This is a genomic window from Geofilum rhodophaeum, from assembly GCF_002210225.1.
Taxonomy (GTDB): domain Bacteria; phylum Bacteroidota; class Bacteroidia; order Bacteroidales; family Marinilabiliaceae; genus Geofilum; species Geofilum rhodophaeum.
The window spans coordinates 120409-145375 of sequence record NZ_MWUJ01000007.1 but is presented as its reverse complement, the minus strand read 5'-3'; the positions used below and the strand labels follow the sequence as shown (position 1 = coordinate 145375).

Genomic DNA, 24967 nt, shown 5'->3' with positions numbered 1-24967 from the left:
TTGTTACGGATTTTAAATGATACTTGACATGATGCTGAAGTCGATGTTGCGCGTGAGTCTGGCGGTGATGGGTTTGCTGTTACTGTCCTGCTCCACCGAAGTCTGGAAGGACAACAATTATACCCCCGAAGAACGGGCCGATGATTTGTTGCAGAAGCTGACCCTGGAAGAGAAGGTCCAACTGATGGTGGACCAGAATGCGCCCATTGAGCGATTGGGCATACCCGAATACAATTGGTGGAACGAGGCCCTGCACGGGGTGGCCCGTGCAGGAAGGGCAACCGTGTTTCCTCAGCCGGTTGGTTTGGCCGCTTCCTTTGATCGCGATTTGGTGCTGGATGTGTTTTCTGTAGCCTCTGATGAGGCAAGGGCGAAACACCACTATTTTAAGGCTCGAGGCGAGCGGGGTCGCTATCAGGGACTGACCATGTGGACCCCAACCATCAATGTGTTTCGTGACCCGCGTTGGGGCCGGGGAATGGAAGCTTATGGCGAGGATCCCTATATGAACGGGGTGCTGGGTGCTGCAGTGGTGAATGGTCTGCAAGGCGTGCGGGGTGAGGGCTACGACAAGCTTCACGCCTGTGCCAAACACTTTGCTGTGCACAGCGGTCCCGAATGGAACCGCCACTCCTTTGACGCTCGCGATATTGCACCACGCGATTTGCACGAAACGTATTTGCCTGCTTTTAAGAAGTTGGTGATGGATGCCGATGTGCGTATGGTCATGTGTGCCTATAACCGCTTTGAAGGAGAACCCTGTTGTGGCAGCGATCGCTTAATGATTGATCTGCTGCGCAACGAGTGGGGCTTCGACGGGGTGATGGTCTCCGATTGTTGGGGCATAAATGATTTTTACAATCCGGAAGCCCACGGCACCCATCCCGATGCAGAAACCGCCTCGGCCGATGCCGTGCTCAGTGGCACCGACCTGAACTGTGGCAGCAGTTATCCTTCTCTTGTTGAGGCAGTAGCCAAGGGACTGATTAGCGAAGAACAGTTGGACGTATCGGTACGCCGTCTGCTCATTGCCCGCTTTCAGTTGGGCGAATTGGACCCGGACGAGAAGGTGGAGTGGTCAAAGATTGCGCACGATGTAGTGGCTTCTGAAGCGCACCATCAACAGGCCCTGGAAGCCGCCCGCAAGTCCATCACCTTGTTGCAGAATGTGGATCATGCTCTTCCGCTGAAAAAGGAAGGATTAAAGATTGCCGTTATGGGTCCCAATGCCAACGATTCCTTGATGCAGTGGGGCAATTACAACGGAACTCCGGCTGCTACCAGCACTCTTTTACAAGGCATTGAAAGCGCTGTAGGATCCAACGCTCAGGTTGTTTATGAGCAGGGTACCGAATGGGTGGGCAATCGAATTTTTAAGAGTGCTTTTAATCAGTGCGTAAGCGAAGGACAGCAAGGCTTTAAAGCCGAGTACTGGAACAATCCCAATCGCGAAGGCAGCGCCGATGTGGTAACCCTCGAGCAAAACCCTTTTCACTTTTGCACCGCCGGAGCCACAGTCTTTGCACCCGGTGTTGAACTTACCGGATTTTCGGCGCGCTACACCAGTACCTTTGAGGCCAGCCAGAGTGGGGAAGTCTATTTTCACTTTTACATTAACGGGGCCACCGAATTAAAAATAGACGGGAAATCTGTTTTTGAATACCTTTCGAAGCACGGCGGTCGCAAACGTGAATACAAGATGAATGCAGAGGCCGGGAAGTCCTACAACATAGAGTTGAATTTTGCCCATCACATGTCCGAAGCCGAATTGGATTTTAACATCGGTTATCGCAGCGAGGTGGACATTCCGGCTTCGGTAGCTAAAGTGAAGGATGCAGATGCAGTGGTGTTTGCTTCGGGCATTTCGCCCTTTTTAGAGGGCGAAGAAATGGGGGTGAATTTGCCCGGCTTCAAGGGGGGTGACCGTACAGATATTGCGCTCCCTCAGGTACAGAAAGACATCCTGCGTGCCTTGCACCAGGCAGGCAAAAAAATTATTCTCGTGAACTTCTCCGGTTCGGCCATCGGTCTGGAAGAAGAAGCCGGTTACGTCTCTGCCATTATCCAGGCCTGGTACCCCGGTCAGGCCGGGGGCACCGCCCTGGCCGAAGTGCTGTTTGGTGATTACAATCCCGCTGGTCGCCTCCCCGTAACCTTCTATAAAAATATTGAGCAGTTGCCCGATTTTGAAGATTACAGCATGAAGGGACGCACCTACCGTTATTTTGAAGGCGATGCACAATTTCCCTTTGGTTACGGACTCAGCTATACCACCTTTAGTTACGACAGGCCCCAATTAAGCAGCACAGAAGTGGCAGCAGATGGCTCAGCTACCCTCAGCGTTAAGGTGAGCAACACCGGCAATTACGATGGTGAGGAGGTGGTTCAACTTTATCTGCAAAAACCCGACGATGCCGACGGTCCCACCAAAGCCCTGCGCGGTTTTGAGCGCGTGTTTGTGCCACAGGGTGAAACCGTGGAGCTGCGCTTTGCCTTAAGTGCGGAGGTACTGGAGTGGTGGAATCCCCAAATAGAGCGCATGACCCCCTTGGCGGGCGACTATCGTTTGCTGGTCGGCAGCTCCTCACGAAATGAGGACTTGCAGGCTTTAGATTTTAAAGTTGTTGTAAATTAAACGTTCGGCTCTGAAAAGAAGCAAAAGCTTAAGATCTGAGCGGTAATAGTGGGTTGAGTCTTTATCGACGGTGGGGTCTTAGATTAGTTCCTGAGACTTAATAAAAAAAAGCCGGGCAGGTGCCCGGCTTTGCAGTATCGTTCTACTTGTCTTGTGCTTAGTTGATGGCCATCAGGTAGCGGTGGTTTACTTCTTCCCAATTGATCAGGTTCCAGAAGGAAGCCACATAATCGCCCCGCTTGTTCTGGTACTTCAGGTAGTAGGCGTGTTCCCACACATCCAGAGCCAGAATGGGCGTGCCACGTACTTCGGCTACATCCATCAAGGGATTGTCCTGGTTGGGGGTGCCGCTAACGGCCAGACTGTCGTCGGTCTTCACCAGCAGCCAGGCCCAGCCGCTGCCGAACTGACCCGTAGCTGCCTTGTTGAACTGCTCCTGAAAAGCCTCCATAGAACCAAAGGCCTCTTCGATGGCCGAAGAAAGCTCAGGCGACGGAGCTCCTTGTCCCCCCGGCGCCAATACCGACCAAAACAGGGTATGGTTGTAGTAACCGCCCCCGTTGTTGCGCAGGGCCGTAGGCAACTTACTCATATGTTCAAAAATAAATTCCAGCGAGGCGTTTTCGAGTCCCGTCCCCTCCACAGCCTTCATAAATTTGTTGTAATAGCCCTGGTGGTGGCGACTGTAGTGCAATTCCATAGTCTGCGCATCGATGTAGGGCTCAAGGGCATCGTAGGCATAGGGCAGGGCAGCAAAGGTATGCTCCACGGCGATGCCGCTGTATTCGGGAACGGTGCCGGTCTCGGTCTGCACGGCCTCCGCCTGACTGTTGTTGTTTTGTTGTCCCGAGGGACTGCCACAGGCTGTGAGTGCAGTCAAGGCTAAAGTTGTAAATACAAAGTGTTTCAATTTCATAGTTGTATGTGTTTTTGGGTTACTATTAACGCTAAGAAAAACAGCTGGTAAGGCTCTTTTGTTCACCGGATGCTCCGTTTATCCGCTTGGGTACTAAGCGAAAATTCCGTATTATTGAGACGCGAAATTATTTTGGGTTAAAACTACCTTTCTTATGTATCGAATTTTGCTGATTACCGCGCTGGCCTTGCTGTTTGCTGTATATGGACAAGCTCAGGACTGGAAGCGCTTTTTTCCGGAAGAGGATTTAATGACCGTAGGCGCCTATTACTACCCCGAGCATTGGCCCCAGGAGCAGTGGGACCGCGACCTGGCGAAGATTGCGGAGATGGGCTTTACTTTCACCCATTTTGCTGAGTTTGCCTGGGCTCAGCTGGAGCCCGAGGAAGGGGTTTACGATTTTGCCTGGCTCGACAAAGCAGTGGCCCTGGCCGACAAGCACGGACTAAAGGTCATTATGTGTACCTCCACGGCTACCCCGCCGGTATGGCTCGTACGCAAACACCCCGAAGTATTGATAACCCATGAGGACGGCACCCGCATGGACCATGGTGCCCGTCAGCATGCCTCTTTCTCCAACGAATACTACCGCAGCTACTCGCAAAAACTGATCGCCGAACTGGCCCGCCGTTACGGCCAGGATGAGCGCATCATTGGTTGGCAGCTTGATAACGAACCCCGTTCTACCGTCGATTACAGCGAAGATGCCCTGAGGCGTTTCAGATTGTGGTTACAGAAGAAGTACGGAAGCATCGACGACCTGAACCAAGCCTGGGGCACCAACTTTTGGAGTGTCGTATTCAGTGATTGGTCGGAAATCAATCTGCCACAGCATCAGCAGTGGGGAATGAACCTGTATCAGCGCCTCGACCACGGTCGCTTTGCCGATGAGGAGACTTCCTCGTTTTTGGATGAGCAGGCCCGCACCATTCGGCAGCATGCCGCCGAATGGCAGTGGATCACCACCAACTACATTCCCATGTACGATGCCCGCTTTATCGGACAAAGTAAGGAACTCGACTTCATTACCTACACCCGCTACATGGTTTATGGCGAGCACGAGGGACTGGGCCCCAAAGGCTATCGGGTAGGGGAGTACTCCCGCATCGCCATGGCCAACGATTACTTCAGGCCCCTTTCGCCCCTCATGGGCGTTATGGAATTGCAGCCCGGTCAGGTCAACTGGGGCAGCATCAATTCCCAGCCCCTGCCTGGTGCCGTACGTCTTTGGCTGTGGCATATTTTTGCCGGTGAGGGAAAATTCGTTTGTACCTACCGTTTCAGAGCCCCCATTTACGGTTATGAGCAATACCACTACGGCATTGTGGGACCCGATGGCGTTAGTCCCACAGCAGGCGGACTCGAATACCAGCAGTTTATAAAAGAGGTGGCGCAAGTGCGCCAGGAAGCCCGGCAGGGTGAGGTGCCGGCGGCCTATGCCGCCAGGAAGACCGGCATCTTGTACGATCCAGACAATTATGTGGCCATGCAACAGAATAAGCAAACCACCGAGTGGGATACCGAGGCTCATGTGCTGAAGTATTACAAAGCACTGAAATCGCTTGGTGCTCCCGTTGATTTTGTGCGCGACAGCATGGACTTCTCGGCCTACCCTGTGCTGGTCGTCCCGGCCTACCAGCAAATGAGCAAGCCCCTCATCGACAAGCTCACGCGCTATACCGAGCAGGGCGGTCATCTCGTGATGTCGGTCCGCACCGCCCACCAAAACGAAAAGGGTCACCTTTGGGAAACCCCTCACGCAGCCCCCATTTATCACTTGTTGGGCGCCAGCATTCCCTTTTACGACCTGTTGCGCCCCCATGCACCCGATACCGTAGTGATGGAAGGGGAGCGTTATGGCTGGACCAGCTGGGGCGATGTGTTGGAACCAAACGAAGGCACCGAAAGCTGGGCCCGCTTTGTCGGCGACTTTTACGAAGGTAAGACTGCCGTCACGCACCAGGCTTACGGACAAGGGAGTGTTACCTACGTGGGTGCCGACAGTCACCAGGGGCGTCTGGAGCAGGCCGTGTTGACCAAGCTTTTCGAGCGCCTGAATCTGCCCATCGAAAACTATCCCCCCGGAGTGCTTGTTGAGTACCGTGACGGACTCGGCATTGCCATGAATTACAGCGATAAGGATTATGAAATGACCCTGCCCAAAGGCAGCAAGATTATAATCGGCCAAGCCAGCCTTTCCACCGCCGATGTGCTGGTATGGCGCCTACCCCGATAGCGAAGCATGACATACAGTAACAACATAAACACTAAATATTGAACATTATGCGCAAAACATTTTTGCTCCTTTCCTTTATTTTGAGTCTGGCAGTATTGCCCGCAAGCGCCCAGCAACGCAGCTTACAAACGCTGGACAAGGACTGGTATTTTATTCGGCAGGATGTACCCGATGCCCATCAGCCTCAGCTGGATACTAAAGAGTGGGAGACCGTAAGCGTTCCCCACGATTGGGCCATTGCCGGTCCCTTCGACCGTGATGTAGATATGCAGGTAGTCAAGGTAGAGCAGGATATGGATACCGAAGCCCGTTTGCGCACCGGCAGAACCGGTGCCCTGCCGCACATAGGAGTCGGCTGGTACCGCAAGACCTTTAAAGTGCCCGCCTACCAGGAAGGCAAGAAAGTCCTCCTGACCTTCGACGGCGCTATGAGCGATGCCCACGTTTGGGTAAACGGAGAGAAAGTCGGCAATTGGCCCTATGGCTACAGCTATTTCTACTTCGACATCACCGATTATCTGAAGCCCGGTCAGGAAAACCTGTTGGCCGTCCGCCTCGAAAATCAGCCCGAATCCAGCCGCTGGTATCCCGGTGCCGGACTGTTCAGAAAAGTCCAGGTGCTGGTCAAAGATGAGGTCAGTTTTGATCATTGGAAGACCTTCATTACCACTCCGCTTGTAGCCGAAGAGCAGGCCCAGGTGAATATAAAGACCGAAGTCACCGGCAACAACCTGCGCCTGGAGGCCGAAGTCATTGCCCCCGACGGGAAAGTAGTTGCCCGGGAGACCAGCAGCCAGCAGTTTGGTAAAAAAATGGAACTCAACCTCGGAGTAGCCCATCCCCAGCTTTGGGATCTGGATCACCCTCATTTGTACCACGCGCGTTTGCGTCTCTATCAGAACAACGAATTGCGCGATGAGGAAACCGTACGTTTCGGTATTCGCAGTGTGGTTTACGAGCGCGGTAAAGGTCTGGTGTTGAACGGCCGCGTCGTTAAATTCAAAGGCGTTTGCCTCCACCACGATTTGGGTCCCCTCGGTGCCGCCGTCAACGAAGCCGCCCTCGAGCGTCAGTTGCGCATCATGAAAGATATGGGCGCCAACGCTGTGCGATCGGCCCACAATATGCCGTCCCTGGAGCAAGTCGCCCTGGCCGACGAAATGGGCATCCTTTTTCTGGCCGAGAGCTTCGACGAATGGGCCCGAGCCAAAGTCCCCAACGGTTACAACCGCTGGTTTAACGAGTGGGCCGAGAAGGATGTGGTCAACCTGGTGGGTGCACTGCGCAACCACCCCAGCATAGTTATGTGGAGCTCCGGCAACGAAGTGCCCGACCAGCATGGTGCCGCCGGCGTTAAGCGCGCCAAGTGGCTGCAAGACATCTTCCACCGCGAAGATCCCACCCGACCTGTTACCGTGGGTATGGATCAGGTAAAAGCCGTTATGGAAAGTGGATTTGGTGCATTGGTTGACATTCCCGGATTAAATTATCGTGTACACCTGTACGAAGAGGCCTATGAGCGCTTTCCCCAAGGCTTCATCCTTGGATCCGAAACCGCCTCTACTGTTAGTTCCCGAGGTGTTTATAAATTCCCCGTCGAAACACATAAAAATAAAACCTACAACGACGGACACAGCTCCTCGTACGATTTGGAATACTGCCCCTGGTCGAATCTCCCCGAAGACGATTTTGTACTTCAGGACGACCACGATTGGGTAATTGGTGAGTTTGTATGGACCGGCTTCGACTACCTTGGAGAGCCCACTCCCTACAACGAGTACTGGCCCTCGCGCAGCTCCTACTTTGGCATAGTGGACTTGGCGGGACTGCCCAAGGACCGCTACTACCTCTATCGCAGTCGCTGGAACACCCAGGACAAAACCCTGCACATATTGCCCCATTGGAACTGGGAAGGACGAGAGGGAGAAGTCACCCCCGTATTTGTGTACACCAATTACAACAGCGCCGAGCTCTTCATCAACGGCAAGAGTCAGGGTATCCGTACCAAAACCAAAGACGGCAGTAAGCAGGAGCGTTACCGACTGATGTGGATGGACGTGAAGTATGAGCCCGGCACCGTTAAAGTCGTCGCCTTCGACGACGAAGGACGCCCCGCCGCCGAGAAAGAAATCCGCACCGCCGGCAAGGCCCACACCGTTAAATTAGAAGCCGACCGCCCCGTAATTAAAGCCAACGGCAAAGACCTCAGCTACGTTACCGTTTCGGTTGTGGATAAAGACGGTAATTTCTGCGCCACCGCCGCCAACCAGCTCAACTTTAAAGTAAGCGGAGCCGGTAAATTCAAAGTGGTTTGCAACGGCGACCCCACCTCCCTCGAAATGTTCCATAAACCCACCATGAAAGCCTTCAGTGGACAACTCGTGGTTACCGTGGAATCGACCGGGCAGGCCGGCGACATAACCCTTCAGGTGAGTGGCAAAGGACTAAAAACACAGAAACTCACCCTTCGCAGCACAGCAGAATAGGCGTTAAGCATGCATTATTTATCGCACATGGCAATAAAAGCAAAGCTCAAGCACTTCCTGTTACAACTGTCCGGGAAATACAGTCACCTACGAAAAGGATTGAGGTTGAAACACGAGTGGTACGGTAACGACTACGGCGGGTTTTATCTGTATCCCAATTTGTTGAACGAAGCATCGCTTGTGTATTCCTTTGGTATAGGAGAAGACCTGTCTTTTGACCAGGCGGTAATGGCCAGACACCAGTGTCGGGTTTATGGTTTCGACCCCACCCCCAAATCCATCCATTGGGTAAGGGGACAAAACCTACCCGACAATTTTCGGTTTTTTGAAGTCGGCATCAGTCCGAAGAACGACCTTGTTGATTTTTTCCTTCCTTCCAACCCCGAGTATGTGTCGGGCAGTTTGATTGAGCAGAAGAATACCGATTCGCAAAAGGTAGTTCAAGTAGAAGTGAAAACATTGGAAACCATTATGACCCAACTGGGGCATAAGCATATTGATGTGTTGAAGATGGATATTGAGGGGGCTGAGTACGATGTCATTGAAAACATCCTGAGTGCCCAGCTGCCTATAACGCAAATCCTGATCGAATTTCACGACCGTTGCTTTGTAGATGGAATGCTTAAAACAAAAGCTGCAGTAAAGGCTCTAAAACAAAATGGTTATAAGGTGTATGCCGTATCAGAAAGTTTCGAAGAAGTATCTTTTATAAAAGCGGACGTCCTTAAGGCCACATAGGCAGCATCCGGAAATTTTGAAGCAAGAAGCAAAGCGCCCCGTGTCGACAAGAAGTTGGCACGGGGCGGTTTTGTATGTTACTGCTTAGCAAATTGCAGGTGCACCTTAATGTGCACATCTTTGCCAATACCCGCAGCGGTGGGATCAAAATCAATGTTGTAGTCGAAGCGGTCAATCACCGCCTCGGCCTTTAAACCAATTTTTACACCCTGGTCAGATTCAGCCTTGCCACCATAGTACAGGTCGGCCACCACATCTTTGGTTACCCCCTTAATGGTGAGTTGGCCATACAGTTTGTACTGGTCTGCATTGGCCGTTTTCTCAATCTTTGTACTTTTAAAAGTCATTTCGGGGTAGGTCTCCACCTCAAAAAAGTCGGCACTCCGCAAATGCTCGTCCCTGGCATCCACAGCAGTATTGATGCTTTTTACCTGCACGGTAAAATCAAAAGCCGCATCCTTTAGTTCCTCCCCCTGCGTGGTTAAAGTCCCCGTATAGTCGGTAAACTTACCATTTACCATGCTGATGCCCGAATGCTTAATTTCAAAATTCAGCGAGGAGTGATAAGGATCCACCTTCCACTGTGTCTGGGCATAGGTGCCAACCGTAAGCGCAAGCATTGCGCCAATAATCATCAGTTTTTTCATTTTTCTTCTGTTTTAGTGTTTACAATGCGCTGTTGTACCATTGTTTTTAACCCTCCCGGGTTACTGATACAAACAGATGGATGCCTGAAATGTTTAAACAGCTGGTTTTTAATGGATGTAAGGCCTCTGGTGCTTCTGGAAGTCAGTTGTTTGTAAGGGGCCCGTGACGAGGTGGAGGTTGCGGGGGGGGAGGGTGTTTTTTTCGCTTTTTAGTGTAGTGTTTTTCTTTAGCCCGGCTTTAATCAAGGGCTGCGAGTGTATTTAATGGTTTTTTATTATATTAGAAAACGATATTTTTCATTAATCCAATAGAGCCCTGTAATAAAGTTTTTGCGGGGCATAATATGCTGCGCTGAAGAAATGCTGCAGTAGCTTTGGGTGAAATTTAGAAGCTGGATTGCGCTATTATTAAATTGGAGAGTACACACTTATGTGGTTTGAGCAATTAACGGGCTTTAAAGAAGAAAGCCCCGATCAGGTTAGGGCCAACCTTTATGTTGAAGGCGAGCATCTTATTTCGAGAGTGAATAACGCTGCTTTTTCGTACGGAAGGCTTGATCAGCCATCGTTGGAAGAACTCAGAAGAACGGTGCTTTTGGATCCGCTTAATGGCCACATTAAGCTGTCCGAAGTGGTTGCTGATGTTCAAAAGTTGCATACGCTTCCTGAGAACAACGGAGCCACCTTTCAGGTAGCGTCACAGTTTAATTTGCTTGAAATGGCCAGTCCCGATGTAACGCCCGAACAGGGCGTCAACGGCTATTATTTCGATAAAACACAAGGTCCTGCCTGTGCCATTGCATGCGGAGCAGGAACCATCTATAGAAACTATTTTGTTGATTTAGGCACTCAAATTGGGCAAACAGCGCACAAACAAATTGATTGCTTAAGCGATGTGGGGGCCATTTTAAATAACCGTGAGCGAAAACTCTGGGCCATGACCAACGGCTACGCATTGGCAACTAGTGAGGGGCTTAAATCAATAAGCAGGGAACTGAGCGGGCTAACTGAAACTGATTATGAAGCCTTAAAAGGAAAATTGCGTATTGGCGTGCAAAACAATGCTGAGGTCACCATTAGTGCCGACAAGATTAAAGTAAGTCAGTGCTATTGTTCCGCGTTGCCGGTCGGTTATTCAAATATCCCCGCTCTGCAATGGGAGGCATTTTCCCGATTTGTCCTTGAGGCCACCTACGAGGCCACATTCTATGCCGCCTTACAAAATTTCAAAAAGACCGGGAACAAGCGCTTGTTTTTAACTCTTGTAGGTGGTGGTGTATTTGGCAATAAGTCCGAATGGATCTTCGATGCGATAGGGTTGGCACTCTCCAGGTTTGCCAAAGCGCCCCTGGATGTTAAAATTGTCAGCTACGGCGCTTCGAATGGCCAAGTTCAGGATTTTATTGCTGCCCGAAGAGATTAGCGATTTGGCTGGTATTTGGATTTTTTTTCGTTATTTTGATAAGATAAATCAGCAACTATAAATCAACCCAAAATGAGAAACCCAATTCCTTCGCTTTTGTCCCCATCCGTGGCCGCAGGCGTGTTTTTGTTCCTTTTGCTGACCGCCTGCGGCCAGCAAAATTCCTTTCCGGATGACAATGCCCTCTACGACATGGAAGTTGAGGAAGAAATCATTCCCATTACCCGTCAGGCGGAAGTCGTACCACCGCCACCATCCTTTTCCGAAACAGGCGATGACCAAGATCCCGCCGACGAAGTTGTTAAGTCTCTTATTATCCGGCAGGGGGACATGGAAATTGAGGTAAAGGAAGTGGAAAAAGCCAAGGCCGGCCTCGATGTATTGGTCCAAACACACAAGGGCTATTATTCTAATGAGCAATACCAGGATGCCTGGAACCGCTTGTCGTACACCTTAAGTATTCGTATTCCCAGCGACCGCTTTGAGGCCTTTGTGAAAGGTGTTGAAGAAGGGGAAGGACGCATTGTTTCCAAGCAAATTACTGCCCGTGATGTAACCGAAGAGTATCTTGATTTAGAACTGCGGCAAAAGAACATACTCAGCTTTCTGAAACGCTATAACGAAATGTTGAAGCAAGCCAAGAATGTGGAAGAAATGCTGCAAATACAGAAGCGCATAGACGAACTCGAGAACGGGGTGGAACGTGTTGTTGGTCGCCTCAAATTTTTAAACGACCGTGTAAAATACAGCACGCTTAACATCGAAATTTACCAACACATAAAGCATGAGAAGGCCCAGGTTGAAGAAGACGGCTTCTTTACCCGCCTCTGGGAAGGCCTGACCAAAGGGTGGGACCGCTTCCTCAACTTCATCATTGGTCTTGCTACCAACTGGTCTCTTTTCCTGATCCTGGCAGTCATCGTTTACTTTGTTATGAAGCTGTGGAGGCGGAGAAAGGGCAGGAAGTAGGCGTAATGTAGTCGACTTTCTGTTTTTGAATTTGAAATGAGCACAGAGGGCTGGGTCCAATTGACGCTATAGCTGTGTTGTAGGCCAATAGTAGAGAAAACAAAACCGGAGGGAGACAATTTTTGAGATTGGCTTAAGAAATTGATGTTTTAGGAGACTGAAACATTAGGCCGTAGGGACTTACCGTCCTCTGTTAACGCCAGGTTAACAGAGGACGTTTTTGTTTAAACTTTTCTTAAAACGGATTTCAGGTTTACTTTTTATTGGGCGGCTACCTTGCGCCGCGAAAACAATAACCACAAAGTAAGCTGAAATGAGAAAAATTTGGATGACCCTGGCGGCGGTATTGCTGCTGGGATGGAACCTGGAGGCGCAGCGCGTTTCCGTTAGCGGTCGTGTAGTTGATTCGAGCGACTTGCCACTGCCTGGAGCAGTGGTTTATTTGGCGGGCAATACCATTGGTACGGTAACCGATGCCAATGGCTTTTATCGTTTGAGTAATTTGCCGAGGGGGCAGCACCGTTTGGAGGTGCAGTACATTGGCTACGAAACGGTGGGTGAGCCGCTGGCGGTGGCAGAGACTTCGGCGGAGACTTACGAGTTGAATTTTAAGCTGGTTGAGGGGATAGAGCTGCAGGAGGTGAAGGTGAGTGGTTCGCTGCAGGGCCGTGTGAAGGCCATGAACAGTCAGAAAAGCAGTGTCAACATCAATAATGTGATTGCTTCGGACCAGGTGGAGCGTTTTCCCGATGCGAATATCGGAGATGCTTTAAAGCGGATTCCGGGTATTAATGTGCAGTACGACCAGGGGGAGGCGCGTTTTGGGCATATTCGGGGGACGGCCCCCGAATACAATTCTGTGACCATAAATGGAGAGCGTATGCCTTCTGCAGAAGCGGAGATTCGTTCGGTTCAGCTTGATCTTATTCCTGCCGACATGGTGCAGATGGTTGAGGTGAATAAGGTGGTTACGCCCGATATGGAGGGCGATGCTATTGGGGGTTCGGTGAATTTGGTGACGCGTTCGAACCCGGTGTCGCGTCGTATTTCCGGTCAATTGGGCTCAGGCTACAACTTTTTGATGGGCAAGCCTATGGCTACAGGTTCGCTGATGTATGGCGACCGCTTTTTTAAGGAGCGACTGGGTTTGGTGATATCGGGTTCGTACCACAATCATCGTCTGGGCTCGGACAATATTGAAGCGGAATGGGATCGCCTGGCGGACAAGGTGGAGAAGCCTGAATTGTTGCAGGGTGAGGAGCGTTCGGCGGTGTTCGCAAGTGATTTTCAGGTGCGGACTTACCATGTGCAGCGGGAGCGGCAGAGTTACAGTATGGCTCTGGATTATGCTTTTAACAATAATCACCGTTTGGAGGCGAAGGGTATTTACAACTGGCGTAAGGACTGGGAGAATCGTTTTCGGTTGAACTACAAGGATATTGAGGTGATGCACGATGAGAATGACGATGTGTTGCGGCATAACGATGGGCGTCTGGCCTGGCAGAGTGAGATCCGCAGGGAGACGAAAGGGGGCGTGGAAGAAAATAAATACCGACGTTTGGAGGACCAGATGGTGATGAGCTACTCCTTGGGTGGGGCGCACCATTTTGGTCGTGTGGGACTGGATTGGAATGCGGCGTATTCGAAGGCTTCGGAGGAGCGGCCCAATGAGCGTTACATATCCTTCAGTGCTGAGGATGCGGTGGTGCAACCCCTGTTGAACGATACGCGCAAGCCAAATATGTTGGTTGAAGATGCGGAGGTGGCCGACCTGAATGCTAATTTCGATTTGAAGGAGCTGACGGAGGAATTTCAAATTACGGAGGATGTGGACCGCAGTTTTGGTTTTAAGCTGAGTGTACCTTTGAGTGATAATGGGGAGAATGCTTTGTTGTCGTTCGGGGCGAAGTTGAAGCAGAAGGAGAAGATGCGTAAGAACGATTTTTATGAGTTTGAGCCGGTAAATGAGGCGACCTTTTTGCAGGAGGCTTTGAATGGGGAGCAGATGAGGGACATGTCGCGGAGCGATTTTATGGCGGGCGATTATGCGGCGGGTCGTTTTGTAAAGAAGGAGTTCCTGGGCGACCTGGACCTGAACGGTGGTGCTTTTGAAAGGGAGCAGTTGCTGGAGGAGCTGGCGGGTAATTTTGAAGCAACGGAGCAGGTGCAGGCAGCCTTTGTGCGCTACGACCAGCGTTGGGGCACTAAGTGGCAGACTGTGGCTGGAGTGCGTTATGAGCAGACGCAGGTCGATTACAGTGGTTTTACTTATTTGGTAGATGAACAGGGCGATGAGCAGTTGAATGCCACGGGCAGTCGCAGTGAGCGCTATGCCAATGTGCTGCCTTCGTTGTTGCTGAAGTACAATGTGAGCGATGCGCTTAAGCTTAAGGCAGCGTGGACCAATACTTTGAGTCGTCCCCGCTATTTCGATCTGGTACCTTATCGGCAGGTGAACTACGAGGATATGGAAATAAGTGTGGGTAATTCGGATTTGGAGGCGGCTACTTCGATGAACCTGGATGTGATGGGGGAGTGGTACCTGAGCGGACTGGGTTTGGTGTCGGCGGGCGCTTTTTATAAGGACATCAACGACTTTTTTGTTAACCGGGTGTATTTTGATTACGGTTACGAGGGTACGGTGTACAAGACTTTTAGTCAGCCCATCAATGGGGGCGATGCGCAGTTGTTTGGTTTTGAGGCGGCTTTTGAAAGGCGCTTGGATTTTTTGCCCGGCTTTTTAGGCAATCTGGGCGTTTACACCAATTATACGCATACGCAGAGTAAGGTGAAGAATTTTCAGTTGGAGGGCAGAAGCGATGATGAGGTGCAGTTGCCGGGTACGCCGGAGCATGCACTGAATGCGGCGTTGGATTACGAGTCAAAGCGTTTGACCTTGCGCGCTTCGCTCAATTATGCCGGGGCTTTTGTTGACGAGTTTGGCGAGGAGGCCTTTTACGACCGGCACTACGATAAGTCCACGCATTTGGATTTGAGTGGTTCGTACGACATTACGCCCAATTTTAAGTTTTATGCCGAGGCCAATAATCTGCTTAATACCCCTTTACGTTATTTTCAGGGAGAAGAAAAGTACACCATGCAGGAGGAGTTTTACGGGGTGCGTGTGCAGGCCGGTATTCGTTTTAGTTTTTAATGATTATCAAGGATTTAAGATATGAAGAAGTTTTTTTATTTGTTTGTGATGGGGACTTTGATGGCGGCCTGTGCGGGTCGTTCGAACAGCGGACAACGGGAGCGAACGCCTGGTGAACTGGAGGCTATTGAAGATTCGCTGGAGTATGCGGCTGCTCTTGCCGATCAGGCCAGGATCAGGGTGTCGGTTCAGGCTGCGGCGGAGACCGCGCCTGTGCCTTCCGTGGCTGGCGAAGATGCGGCCGACGACCCGGCCATCTGGTACAATGCGGTTCAGCCTGAGCAGTCGCGCATCATCGGTACCGATAAAAAGGGGGGACTGGCCATTTATAATTTGGCGGGTGAGGAGTTGCAGTATTACGCCCTGGGGCGCATCAACAACGTGGATGTGCGCTATGGTTTTGAGCTGAATGGGCAAAAGGTGGATGTTGTGGCGGCTTCGGACCGCAGCCTAAATACCGTTCGCTTACTTACCATTACGGCAGATACGCTGGTGGAGGTGGGTACGCCTTTGGTGAAATTGGACCCTTCGGTGGTGGATGAGCCTTATGGTTTGTGCATGTACCGCCACAAGCCCGACAACTCGTTCTACGTTTTTGTAGGGGGTAAAGATGGCGGCGTGCAGCAATTGCGCTTAAAGGCAAGTGGCGACAGTATTGAACTGGAGAAGGTGCGCGCCTTGCGCGTGGCCACCCAGGCCGAGGGTATGGTTGCCGATGACGAGACCGGCTTGTTTTACCTCGCGGTGGAAGAAGGGGGCATTCATAAATTTGCTGCAGCGCCCGATGGCGGCACCCGGAGTGAGGTGCTGCCGATGAGTCACGGCAGGGACAATACTGCGCTGGTGGCCGATTTGGAGGGCTTGGATGTATATTACGGTCGAGATGGTAAGGGTTTCCTTATTGTGAGCAGTCAGGGCAATTTCAGCTATGCCTTGTTCGACCGTGAAGCGCCGCATGCTTACCTGGGCAGTTTTAAAATTGTTTCGGGTACGTTTGATGGGGTTGAGGAAACGGATGGACTGAGCATCTTTAACGGGGCACTTGGGGAGCAGTTTCCGAAGGGCTTGCTGGTGGTGCAGGACGGTTTTAACAGGGCGGGCGACAGTGCGCTGCCTCAAAATTTTAAGTTGGTAGATTTGATGGTGCTTGATGGTGCCTTGCAAGAGGCTTTGCCCCTGGCGCCGGATTATTTGGACTGGATGAAATAACTCCTGATTGGGGTGGATTTGGGATCAGCTCTTCGGAAGGCTTCGGCTTTTCGGAGGGCTGTTTTTTTGTGGGGCGACACACTTTGGCGGGGGTGGTGCATAGCTTTGGGTTATTAACCTTAAAAACCCATTGTGATGAATGCTTTTCAACAAATGCTTTACATGAATTATTTGAAAATGGTTTTGCTGCGCCGCCTGGGCTTTAAAAGGATAAGGGTGGATTTGCCGAATGTGATGACGCGTGGGGCCATATTGAGAATTGGCCGGGAGTACATTTATAAGGAGGGCAATTACCTGAGACGGGTACGCCTGGAGGATATGCGTTTTAAGGAGGTGTTTGTGCACTTGCATTTGTGCTTTTTGGATGAGGAGCATCGGCGTTGTGTGTGCACGCAAAAGGCAACACAGTACGGGGTGTACCGGGGCATGTGGCAGTTGTGGGACGAAAAACTGCTGCAAAAGAGTCGCCTCCGGTACCGGGAGCTGCGGTGAGGGCTTGTATTGTAGGTGCTTACTCTTATATTTGTACACAGCATTGGTTTTTAACAATTGTGTTGTGTTTTGAAGCACCTTGTTTTTATCGATATGGAAGCCGACACGGAGGGCAGTCAGATCAGGGACGCCGGAGCTGTGGATATTTCGGGCAGGTCTTTTCACTCAGGGGCTTTGTCCGATTTTAAGGCTTTTGTAGCTGCTTACGATTACGTGTGCGGTCACAATTTGGTGCGGCACGACTGGCCTTTACTTTTAAGGGCTGGGGCCGGGGAGCTGGGCGACAAGCAGCTGATTGATACGCTCGTTTGGTCGCCTCTTTTGTTTCCCAAACAGCCCTATCACGCCTTGGTGAAGGACGATAAGTTGCAGACCGATGCTTTGAACAATCCCTTGAACGATGCGCAAAAAGCCCGGGAGTTGTTTGAGGATGAGGTGGGGGCTTTTCGGGGGCTGGACGAGGATTTTAAGCAGATTCTTTATGGCTTGTTGCACGAGACGGTCGGTTTTGACGCTTTCTTTTTGTATGTGAATTTTGTGGGGGAGGGGGGCGATCTGGTGGCAGGTATCCGAAGCCGCTTTAAAGGAGCGCTATGTGCGGATGCGCCTTTGGCTTTGCTGGTGGAGCAGCATCCGGTGGATTTGGCTTATGGTCTGGCCCTGATTGCGGCCGACAGTCCCCATTCCATTACGCCGCCCTGGGTGTTGAAACAGCATCCGGATGTGGAGCGTGTGTTGTTTTTGTTGTGCGGAAAACCCTGTCTTAGGGGCTGCGGTTATTGCGACCAGTGGTTGGATGCACGCAGGGGATTGAAGCGCTTCTTTGGTTTTGATGCTTACCGCAGTTACGGGGGCAAGTCGCTGCAGGAGGATGCGGTAAATGCCGCGCTGCTGAACAAATCCTTGCTGGCGGTCTTCCCTACCGGTGGCGGCAAGTCCATCACCTTTCAGGTGCCTGCATTAATGAGTGGCGAAAATGTAAAGGGCCTCACGGTGGTGATTTCGCCTTTGCAGTCGCTGATGAAAGATCAGGTGGACAATCTGGAGCGGGCCAACATTACCGAGGCGGTGACCATCAATGGCTTGCTCGATCCCATTGAGCGGGCCAAGTCGTTTGAGCGGGTGGAGAACGGTTCGGCTTCCATTTTGTATATTTCACCGGAGTCGCTGCGCTCACGCAGCATTGAGCACTTGTTGCTGGGGCGCAATGTGGTGCGTTTTGTTATTGACGAGGCGCATTGCTTTTCGGCCTGGGGGCAGGATTTCAGGGTGGACTATTTGTATATAGGAGATTTTATACGGCAGTTGCAGGAGAAGAAAAACCTGTCGGAGCCCATTCCGGTATCCTGCTTTACGGCTACCGCTAAGCAGAATGTGATTCAGGACATCAAAAACTACTTCAGGGACAAGCTGGGGTGGGAGTTGGAGACTTTCAGTACGCAGGTGTCGCGCTCCAATCTTCAGTTTAAGGTCCTGCCGAAAAACACGGAGGACGAAAAGTACCAAACTCTGCGTGGCTTGATCGATGCGCGTAATTGTCCCGCCATTGTTTACGTATCGCGCACGCGCCGGGCCTTTCAGTTGGCGGAGCGTTTAAGTAGCGATGGCTATTCGGCCAGGGCCTATCACGGTAAAATGGATAAGCAGGAGAAGTCGGACAACCAGGATGCTTTTATTCGCGGGGAGGTGCAGGTGATGGTGGCGACTTCGGCTTTTGGCATGGGGGTAGATAAGAAGGATGTGGGACTGGTGGTGCATTTTGAGATTTCGGATTCGCTGGAGAATTATGTGCAGGAGGCGGGCAGGGCCGGTCGTGATGAGAACATCACGGCGGAGTGTTTTGTGCTCTACAATGAGGAGGATTTAAGCAAGCATTTCATTCTGTTGAATCAGACCAAGCTGAGCATTAAAGAGATTCAGCAGATTTGGCGGGCGGTTAAGGACTTGACTAAGCTGCGGCTGACGGCTTCTAATTCGGCTCTGGAAATTGCCCGCAAAGCGGGATGGGACGATAATGTGGCCGATATGGAGACGCGGGTCACCACAGCCCTGGCTGCCTTGGAGGAGGCGGGTTATGTGAAAAGGGGACAAAACATGCCGCGCATTTTTGCCAACAGCATTTTGTCGCCCAACGCGCAGGAGGCTATCGATGCCATTATGGGCTCGTCGCGTTTTAACGACCGCCAGCGGGAGCAGGCGGTACGTATCATTAAGAAACTCTTCTCGAGCAAAACCCGTCAACAATCGTCCGATGAGGTGGCCGAATCGCGCATCGACTATATTTCTGATCATCTGGGCATTGTTAAGGAGGAGGTGATTCAGGCCATCAATTTGCTGCGTGAGGAGCAGGTTTTGGCCGACACGAAGGATTTAACGGCTTATTTGCGTAGGGGCGAGAACAGCAATCGTTCGCTGGAGGTGGTCTTGCGCATGGGGCGTCTGGAGGGATGTTTGCTGGAACAGTTGCGTGAGCAGGAGCAGATTTTTCACTTAAAGGCTTTGAACGAGCTGGCGCTGGAAAAGGGCTGCACGGATGTTTCTCCACAGCACATACGAACGCTGCTTAATTTTTGGGTGATAAAAAACTGGGTGAAGCGCAAAACCCAGCCTTATGCAGGCCATCAGGTGAGTCTGCTGGCCAACTATCCTCTGGAGGATTTGAGGGATAAAATGAAGAAGCGGCACGATTTGGCGCGTTTTATTGTGGATTTGTTGTACGCCAAAGGGGCGGGGGTGGCGGTCTCTGAGGCTTCGGGACTGCAGCTGCTGTCGTTTTCGGTGCATGAGTTGAAGCAGGCCTATGAGCAGTCGCCCCTTTTGTTTAAGCATACGATTTCGGTGCAGGATGTAGAAGATGCGCTTTTTTACCTGTCGCGCATTGAGGCTTTGAAGTTGGATGGCGGGTTTTTGGTGGTGTACAATAAGTTGAGCGTGGAGCGGCTGGAGACGGACAATAAGAAGCGCTACAAGGCGGAGGATTATGAGCGTCTGAAGCAGTTTTATGAGAACAAGGTACAGCAGATCCATATTGTTGGGGAGTACGCCCAAAAGATGATCAGCGATTACCGTGGGGCCTTGCAATTTGTGGAGGATTATTTTCAACTCAACTACAGCTCTTTTTTAAATAAGTATTTCAACGGCAGTCGGCAAAAGGAGTTGTCGAAAAACATCACGCCGGCCAAATTTCGCCAATTGTTTGGCAGCTTGTCGCCCGCCCAGTTGAGTGTGATTAAAGACAGCAGTTCGCCCTACATTGCGGTTGCTGCCGGTCCGGGCAGCGGAAAGACCAAGGTGTTGGTGCACAAGCTGGCTTCCTTGTTGCTGATGGAGGATGTAAAGCACGAGCAATTGCTGATGCTGACCTTCTCGCGGGCCGCCGCTACGGAGTTTAAGTCCCGCCTGCAGGCGCTCATAGGCAATGCTGCGGCTTTTGTTGAGATAAAGACTTTTCACGCTTATTGTTTCGATTTGTTGGGTAAAATGGGAACTTTGGAGAAGTCGGAGACCATTATTGCGCAGGCCATTGCGCAAATCAGGGAGAACAATATTGAACCCAACCGCATCAACAAGGCGGTACTGGTGATTGATGAGGCGCAGGATATGGATGCCCGGGAGTATGAGCTGGTCCGTCTGCTGATGGAAAGAAATGAGGAGCTGCGTGTCATCGCCGTAGGCGATGACGACCAAAACATCTATGCCTTTCGTGGTTCCAGCTCGGTGCATCTGGAGCATTTCATCAAAGATATGGGCGCGCGTAAGTACGAGCTCAACGATAATTTTCGCAGCGCATCCAACCTGGTGGCCTTTACCAATGCTTTTGTCCCCCAAATTACCCATCGCCTGAAGGACTTGCCCATAGTGGCCCGAAGGAAGGAGGAGGGGCGGGTAGGCGTGACCCGTTACGAACAGGGGCGTTTTTTGCCGGCAGTGGTGCAGGAGGTACTGGGGACCGATTTGAAGGGAAGTACTTGTGTGTTGACGCCCAATAATGAGCAGGCGCTGCAAATGGCGGGCTTGCTGACGGCGGGGGGCCTCCCGGCTCGCTTGATTCAGAGTAATGAGGGTTTTTCGTTGCTGCAAATGCTGGAGCTGCGCTTTTTTATGGATGCGCTTCGTCGGCAAGGTGGTGCTGCACACCTTAACGATGAGCTGTGGCAGGCGGCAAAGAAGCTGTTGTGGGACCGTTACCGCAACAGTTCTAAGATACAATTGTGCATCAATCTGATTAAGGCTTTTCAGGTGAATTATCCCCGCCGGCGCTACTATTCCGATTTGGAGGTTTTTGTCAGGGAATCGCGCCTCGAGGATTTTGTCGATATGGATGGGGAGAAGGTGTTCGTCTCCACCATGCACAAAGCCAAGGGACGGGAGTTCGATAATGTTTTTGTGATGCTGGAGGGCTTTGTGCCCGACAACGACGAAAAGCGGCGCCTGCTGTATGTGGCCATGACCCGCGCCAAAAACTCCTTATCCCTGCATGTGCAGGGTACTTATCTTGAGGGAATGGACTGCGAAGGTTTGCAGCGGCGGGTGGACCGGCGAAGTTATGCGGAGAGTGATGTGTTGGTCTTGCATCCGGGGCACAAAGATTTGTGGCTCGATTATTTTCTGAATCGCCAGGGTTTGATCAAAACCCTCATGAGTGGGGATCCTCTGGAGGTGGATGCGGAGGGTTGTATGGATGAAAAAAAGCGCTCCCTGCTGAAGTTTTCTACTGCGTTTAAAACGCAATTGACTGCCTTTGAGGCCAAGGGCTACCGGCTGAATTCGGCCCGGGTGAATTACGTGCTGTACTGGAAAAAGGAGGGGGCCGATCAGGAGTCCTTAATTGTACTGCCCGAGCTGAGCTTGCTGCGGCTGATCCAGCATCATTAGTTCAAAGCGTATTGTGTTCAACATAAAAGGGAAAAGCTTCTCGGTGTTACATCAATAAAGGATTATCTATCGGGTTCAAGAGCAGCGATGATTTAATGCGCTCCATCCAGACTGTTGCAACTCTCCATCAATGCTTTGTAGAGCGTATCGCTTTGCAGCAGTTTGGGGTTGCCGGTCATGATGAACTGTTCTTTGGCCCGGGTGAGGGTGACGTTGAGTTTGCGGTCGATGAGAGCGGGGTGGACTGCCTCGCCGGCCGGGCGCTGCAGTTCCACGCGTGCGTTGCAGAGGGCCTGCATTTGGGCGGGGGCGTTGATGGCGGGAGAGAATAGGATGACTTCTTTTTGGCTGCCCTGGTAGCGCTCTACGGTGTCGATCTGAAGGTGCTCGAAAAAGGGAATGCCGTCTTGTTCGAGTTGTTGGCGGATGCAGGCGATTTGATTGCGGTAGGGGGTAATGATGCCGATTTGTTCGCGCATTTTGGCCGCACTGTCGATGCCGCGCAGGCGGATGAGGCGGGCCAGTACTTGTGCAAGGATTTGGGCCTCATGGCGGTTCGATTTTTCGGTGACTTCTTCGGGCGCGGTGGTGGAGGGCACAAAAAGGGTGCGGCTGTTGCAGAGTGCCTGGTCGGTCTCGTCTGTGGGAGTGCCAGCTGTTTGCAGACATTGGTTTTGGTGCTGCAGTTGGGCAGTTTTGAGTTTGCCCTGGTAAAAATAGCGGTTCGGGAAGTCGGCCACATTGGGATGCATGCGTCCCTGATGGGTCATTTCGCCCCAGGCCCAATGCCAGTTGTTTTGTTGGCAAAGGGTCAGGAGGCGCTCGAAAAGGGAGTTGCGCCGGTCTTTAAGGCCTAAGGCCTGCAGACTGGGGGTGCTTACGGCAGAGCTTTCGGGGGCCTGGGTGACTACGGCGGGCAACTGGCGCTCGTCGCCTATCATTACAAATTTTTGGACGCGACTCAGCAGGTTGATGATGGCGGGCTCCAGCAACTGGGAGGCTTCGTCAACGATGGCCCAGTCGAAGCGCTTCATTTCAAACAATTCGTTTTTGCCTTGCAGTGCGGCTACGGTGCCGGTAAACACTCTGGTGGAGGTTATCAGGTCCTGGATTTCGGCACGCGTGTGCAGGGCTTTTACGCGCTGATCGAGCAGCAGGTCGCGGTGCTCAGGGGCACAACCCAGGGACGAGCCAATGCGCAGCAGCTGGTCCTGCAAGTCGTCGCGCACCGAGGCGCACATCTCGTCCACCGCCCGATTGGTGTAGCTCAGCAGCAGAATGTTGGCGCTGCTCTGGTGGGCGATTTCGCGCACCAGTCGCTTTAAAAACAGACGGGTTTTGCCCGTTCCGGGCGGTCCCACCAACAAAAAGTAATCTTTACTCAGCCAGGCCTTCGACAACACCTGGTTTTGCTCCGCCACACTTTCGGGGGGCGAGGGGGAGGTGTCGGGGTTGACGAAGTTGAGATGCTGATAAGCAATGGGCTCGGGGGTGCGGAGACCCAGCAGCAGGTCTTTCTTGGGGTTGTTCACATCCAGGAGCTCCAACAATCCGCTGTGCATCTGGTCAAAACCGTGGTCGAGGGAGTCCGGCTCCAGGGCCCAGGTGGCGTGTCGACTAAAATAGTTGTCGGAGTTTTGTTGTTGGCGTAGGACGACCGTAAGGGACTCGGAACTGAGGGCGCTGATGCTGCATTTAAGGATGCGGTGCTGCACAGCGAGGGGTTGGACAGGGGTGTCGGGATAGAGGACGCAGATGTCGCCCACCCTGAAATTCACAAAAGCAGCAGCACTGCTTTTGTCGCGCTGCAGCACCAGGGCGGCTTCGGGTTGGTTGGCCCTGTTTTCGATGATGCGCAGACCGCGGAGTTGACTGAACAGGTTTTCTTCTGGCAGGTCGGTCTTGTTCCAAAGGGCCGACAGTCCCCTGGTATTGTGCCCGTCGCCCACCTTGCTGATGAGTTTTTCGCGGGCCAGAAAGTTCACAAAAGCAAAATAGTAGTCCTGCTCGAGGGGCGACATTTGTTGCACCTTTTTAGGGTACTCGGCAAACTTGTCGTACAGCCAGTTTCTCGAAGTCTTAGCCTGGGGCTTCAGGTCGTAGTGCTCGCCGGCTATGCCCATAACAAACTCGCGCGAGGCGGTATAGGGCGCCTGGTCGCCGGCCAGCATAAATTCCCAGGCTACGATGAGGTTGCGTACATTCAGTATGCGTTGTTCTTCCCTGGGCTGCAGATCCACGGCGCGCAGCGCCTGTCCGGGTACGGAGGCTGCGGAATAGAAGATGGCGTTGTAGATGGCGTGCGGGGCGTAGCCCAGTACCCGGGAGGCCAGCATGTTGTAGAGGCGCACCTGGGTGGCGTGACTGTAATCAATTTGTAGGGGATCGCTGGCCGGATAGGGGAGGCGACCCGATTTAAGTTCGATGATTTTGGCCTGGTAGCTGCCGTTGGCCGAAGGCGAGTCGTCGAACAAGTCCATTCGTCCCTGCAGACCCAGTTCGTGACTGATCAGGAAGACTTCGAGATTGCTTTTTGCCGGGTCGATGGGGGCTTGTGGGCCTGACTGAAAATCGGTGGTGACGGTGCGTTGTATGTTGTGGTACTGCTCCTGCATTTCGTGGTAGAAGTGGCCCAATTGCTGCGAGAGCGCGGTGTAGCTGAGCGCGTTGGTCTTGAAGGAGCGTTTCAGACTCTCGTCGTAGCTTCCTCTGGCATCGGCTTTTTCGTTTATTATTTCGTCGAAGAAAAAGTTGGCTACATTTCCCTTGAGCAGGGGCACGCTGGCTTTGCGCTTTTCGGCCTGGGCCGAAAAAAAGAGCTCCGGGGCACGCAGGGCTTTGTTGTCGAACACGAGAAAACAAGCCGCCACGCGGGTTACATCCACCAGGTAATCGGGCTCCAGTACCAGCAGTTGGGGAAGGAGGGCTTCTTCCTCGCGTTTTACTTTGAGCAGTTGAACGGTGGCGCCGGCCCGGAGACAGGCCAGGGTGGGCAACAGTTCGTTTTCCCCTTCAGCCTTGCTCAGGCCTACCCTGGTCTCGGTGGGCAGCTCGGCGCTTTGCACCCAAAATGCCTGATTGATGTGATCGACGGCGCTGATGGTGCAGCGCAAACTTTCCCATTCGGTGGTTTCTTGCACGGAGAGCAATCTTTTTGAAGTTTTTTGCGCGCCTAAAGATAGGCTTT

At 52.1% G+C, this 24967-nt stretch carries 13 protein-coding genes; 10 read left to right on the top strand and 3 right to left on the bottom strand.

Annotation, left to right across the window (positions count from 1 at the left end):
- The first annotated feature begins 16 nt into the window (after positions 1-16).
- Positions 17-2635: a xylan 1,4-beta-xylosidase gene (xyl3A, locus tag B4W65_RS08635; RefSeq protein WP_240509519.1), complete on the top strand. Its 2619-nt coding sequence runs from the start codon at positions 17-19 to the stop codon at positions 2633-2635.
- A 157-nt stretch (positions 2636-2792) separates the two neighbouring features.
- Here the strand turns inward: xyl3A and B4W65_RS08630 are convergent, their stop codons facing one another.
- Complete coding sequence (locus B4W65_RS08630) at positions 2793-3551, bottom strand: superoxide dismutase (RefSeq protein WP_088654745.1); 759 nt, start codon at positions 3549-3551, stop codon at positions 2793-2795.
- A gap of 154 nt (positions 3552-3705) precedes the next feature.
- On the opposite strand from B4W65_RS08630, the gene B4W65_RS08625 reads away from it, so the two are divergent.
- Genes B4W65_RS08625 through B4W65_RS08615 form a run of 3 tightly spaced genes read left to right on the top strand, consistent with a single transcriptional unit; the run spans position 3706 to position 9011 of the window.
- The gene (locus B4W65_RS08625) at positions 3706-5787 is read left to right on the top strand and encodes a beta-galactosidase (protein ID WP_088654744.1); all 2082 of its coding nucleotides are present in this window, start codon (positions 3706-3708) and stop codon (positions 5785-5787) included.
- 47 nt (positions 5788-5834) lie between these two features.
- Complete coding sequence (locus B4W65_RS08620; protein WP_088654743.1) at positions 5835-8273, top strand: glycoside hydrolase family 2 TIM barrel-domain containing protein; 2439 nt, start codon at positions 5835-5837, stop codon at positions 8271-8273.
- Positions 8274-8300: 27 nt separating this feature from the next.
- Positions 8301-9011 carry an FkbM family methyltransferase gene (locus B4W65_RS08615; protein WP_158522811.1) on the top strand — a complete coding sequence of 237 codons (711 nt, stop codon included), beginning with the start codon at positions 8301-8303 and terminating at the stop codon, positions 9009-9011.
- Between the two features lie 77 nt (positions 9012-9088).
- On the opposite strand, the gene B4W65_RS08610 is transcribed toward B4W65_RS08615, so the two are convergent.
- On the bottom strand, positions 9089-9658 hold the full coding sequence (locus B4W65_RS08610; RefSeq protein WP_088654741.1) for a YceI family protein: 570 nt from the start codon (positions 9656-9658) through the stop codon (positions 9089-9091).
- 430 nt (positions 9659-10088) lie between these two features.
- Here B4W65_RS08610 and B4W65_RS08605 point away from each other — a divergent pair, with 430 nt between their 5' ends.
- The 6 genes from B4W65_RS08605 to B4W65_RS08580 all read left to right on the top strand — a co-directional run bounded on the left by B4W65_RS08605 (position 10089) and on the right by B4W65_RS08580 (position 21780).
- Positions 10089-11081 (top strand): hypothetical protein, encoded by a 993-nt coding sequence (locus tag B4W65_RS08605; protein ID WP_088654740.1) that lies wholly within the window; start codon positions 10089-10091, stop codon positions 11079-11081.
- 72 nt (positions 11082-11153) lie between these two features.
- The gene (locus tag B4W65_RS08600; RefSeq protein WP_088654739.1) at positions 11154-12050 is read left to right on the top strand and encodes a DUF4349 domain-containing protein; all 897 of its coding nucleotides are present in this window, start codon (positions 11154-11156) and stop codon (positions 12048-12050) included.
- Between the two features lie 313 nt (positions 12051-12363).
- Complete coding sequence (locus B4W65_RS08595) at positions 12364-15204, top strand: TonB-dependent receptor (RefSeq protein ID WP_088654738.1); 2841 nt, start codon at positions 12364-12366, stop codon at positions 15202-15204.
- 21 nt (positions 15205-15225) lie between these two features.
- A complete protein-coding gene (locus tag B4W65_RS08590; protein ID WP_088654737.1) occupies positions 15226-16413 on the top strand; it encodes a phytase in 1188 nt (395 codons plus the stop codon).
- A 135-nt stretch (positions 16414-16548) separates the two neighbouring features.
- Positions 16549-16905, top strand: coding sequence for a hypothetical protein (locus tag B4W65_RS08585; protein WP_088654736.1), 357 nt, complete (start codon positions 16549-16551; stop codon positions 16903-16905).
- Between the two features lie 69 nt (positions 16906-16974).
- Positions 16975-21780 (top strand): RecQ family ATP-dependent DNA helicase, encoded by a 4806-nt coding sequence (locus tag B4W65_RS08580; RefSeq protein ID WP_088654735.1) that lies wholly within the window; start codon positions 16975-16977, stop codon positions 21778-21780.
- A 92-nt stretch (positions 21781-21872) separates the two neighbouring features.
- Here B4W65_RS08580 and B4W65_RS08575 read toward each other — a convergent pair whose 3' ends face one another.
- Positions 21873-24920 carry a DEAD/DEAH box helicase gene (locus B4W65_RS08575; protein ID WP_146697754.1) on the bottom strand — a complete coding sequence of 1016 codons (3048 nt, stop codon included), beginning with the start codon at positions 24918-24920 and terminating at the stop codon, positions 21873-21875.
- Positions 24921-24967 lie beyond the last annotated feature (47 nt).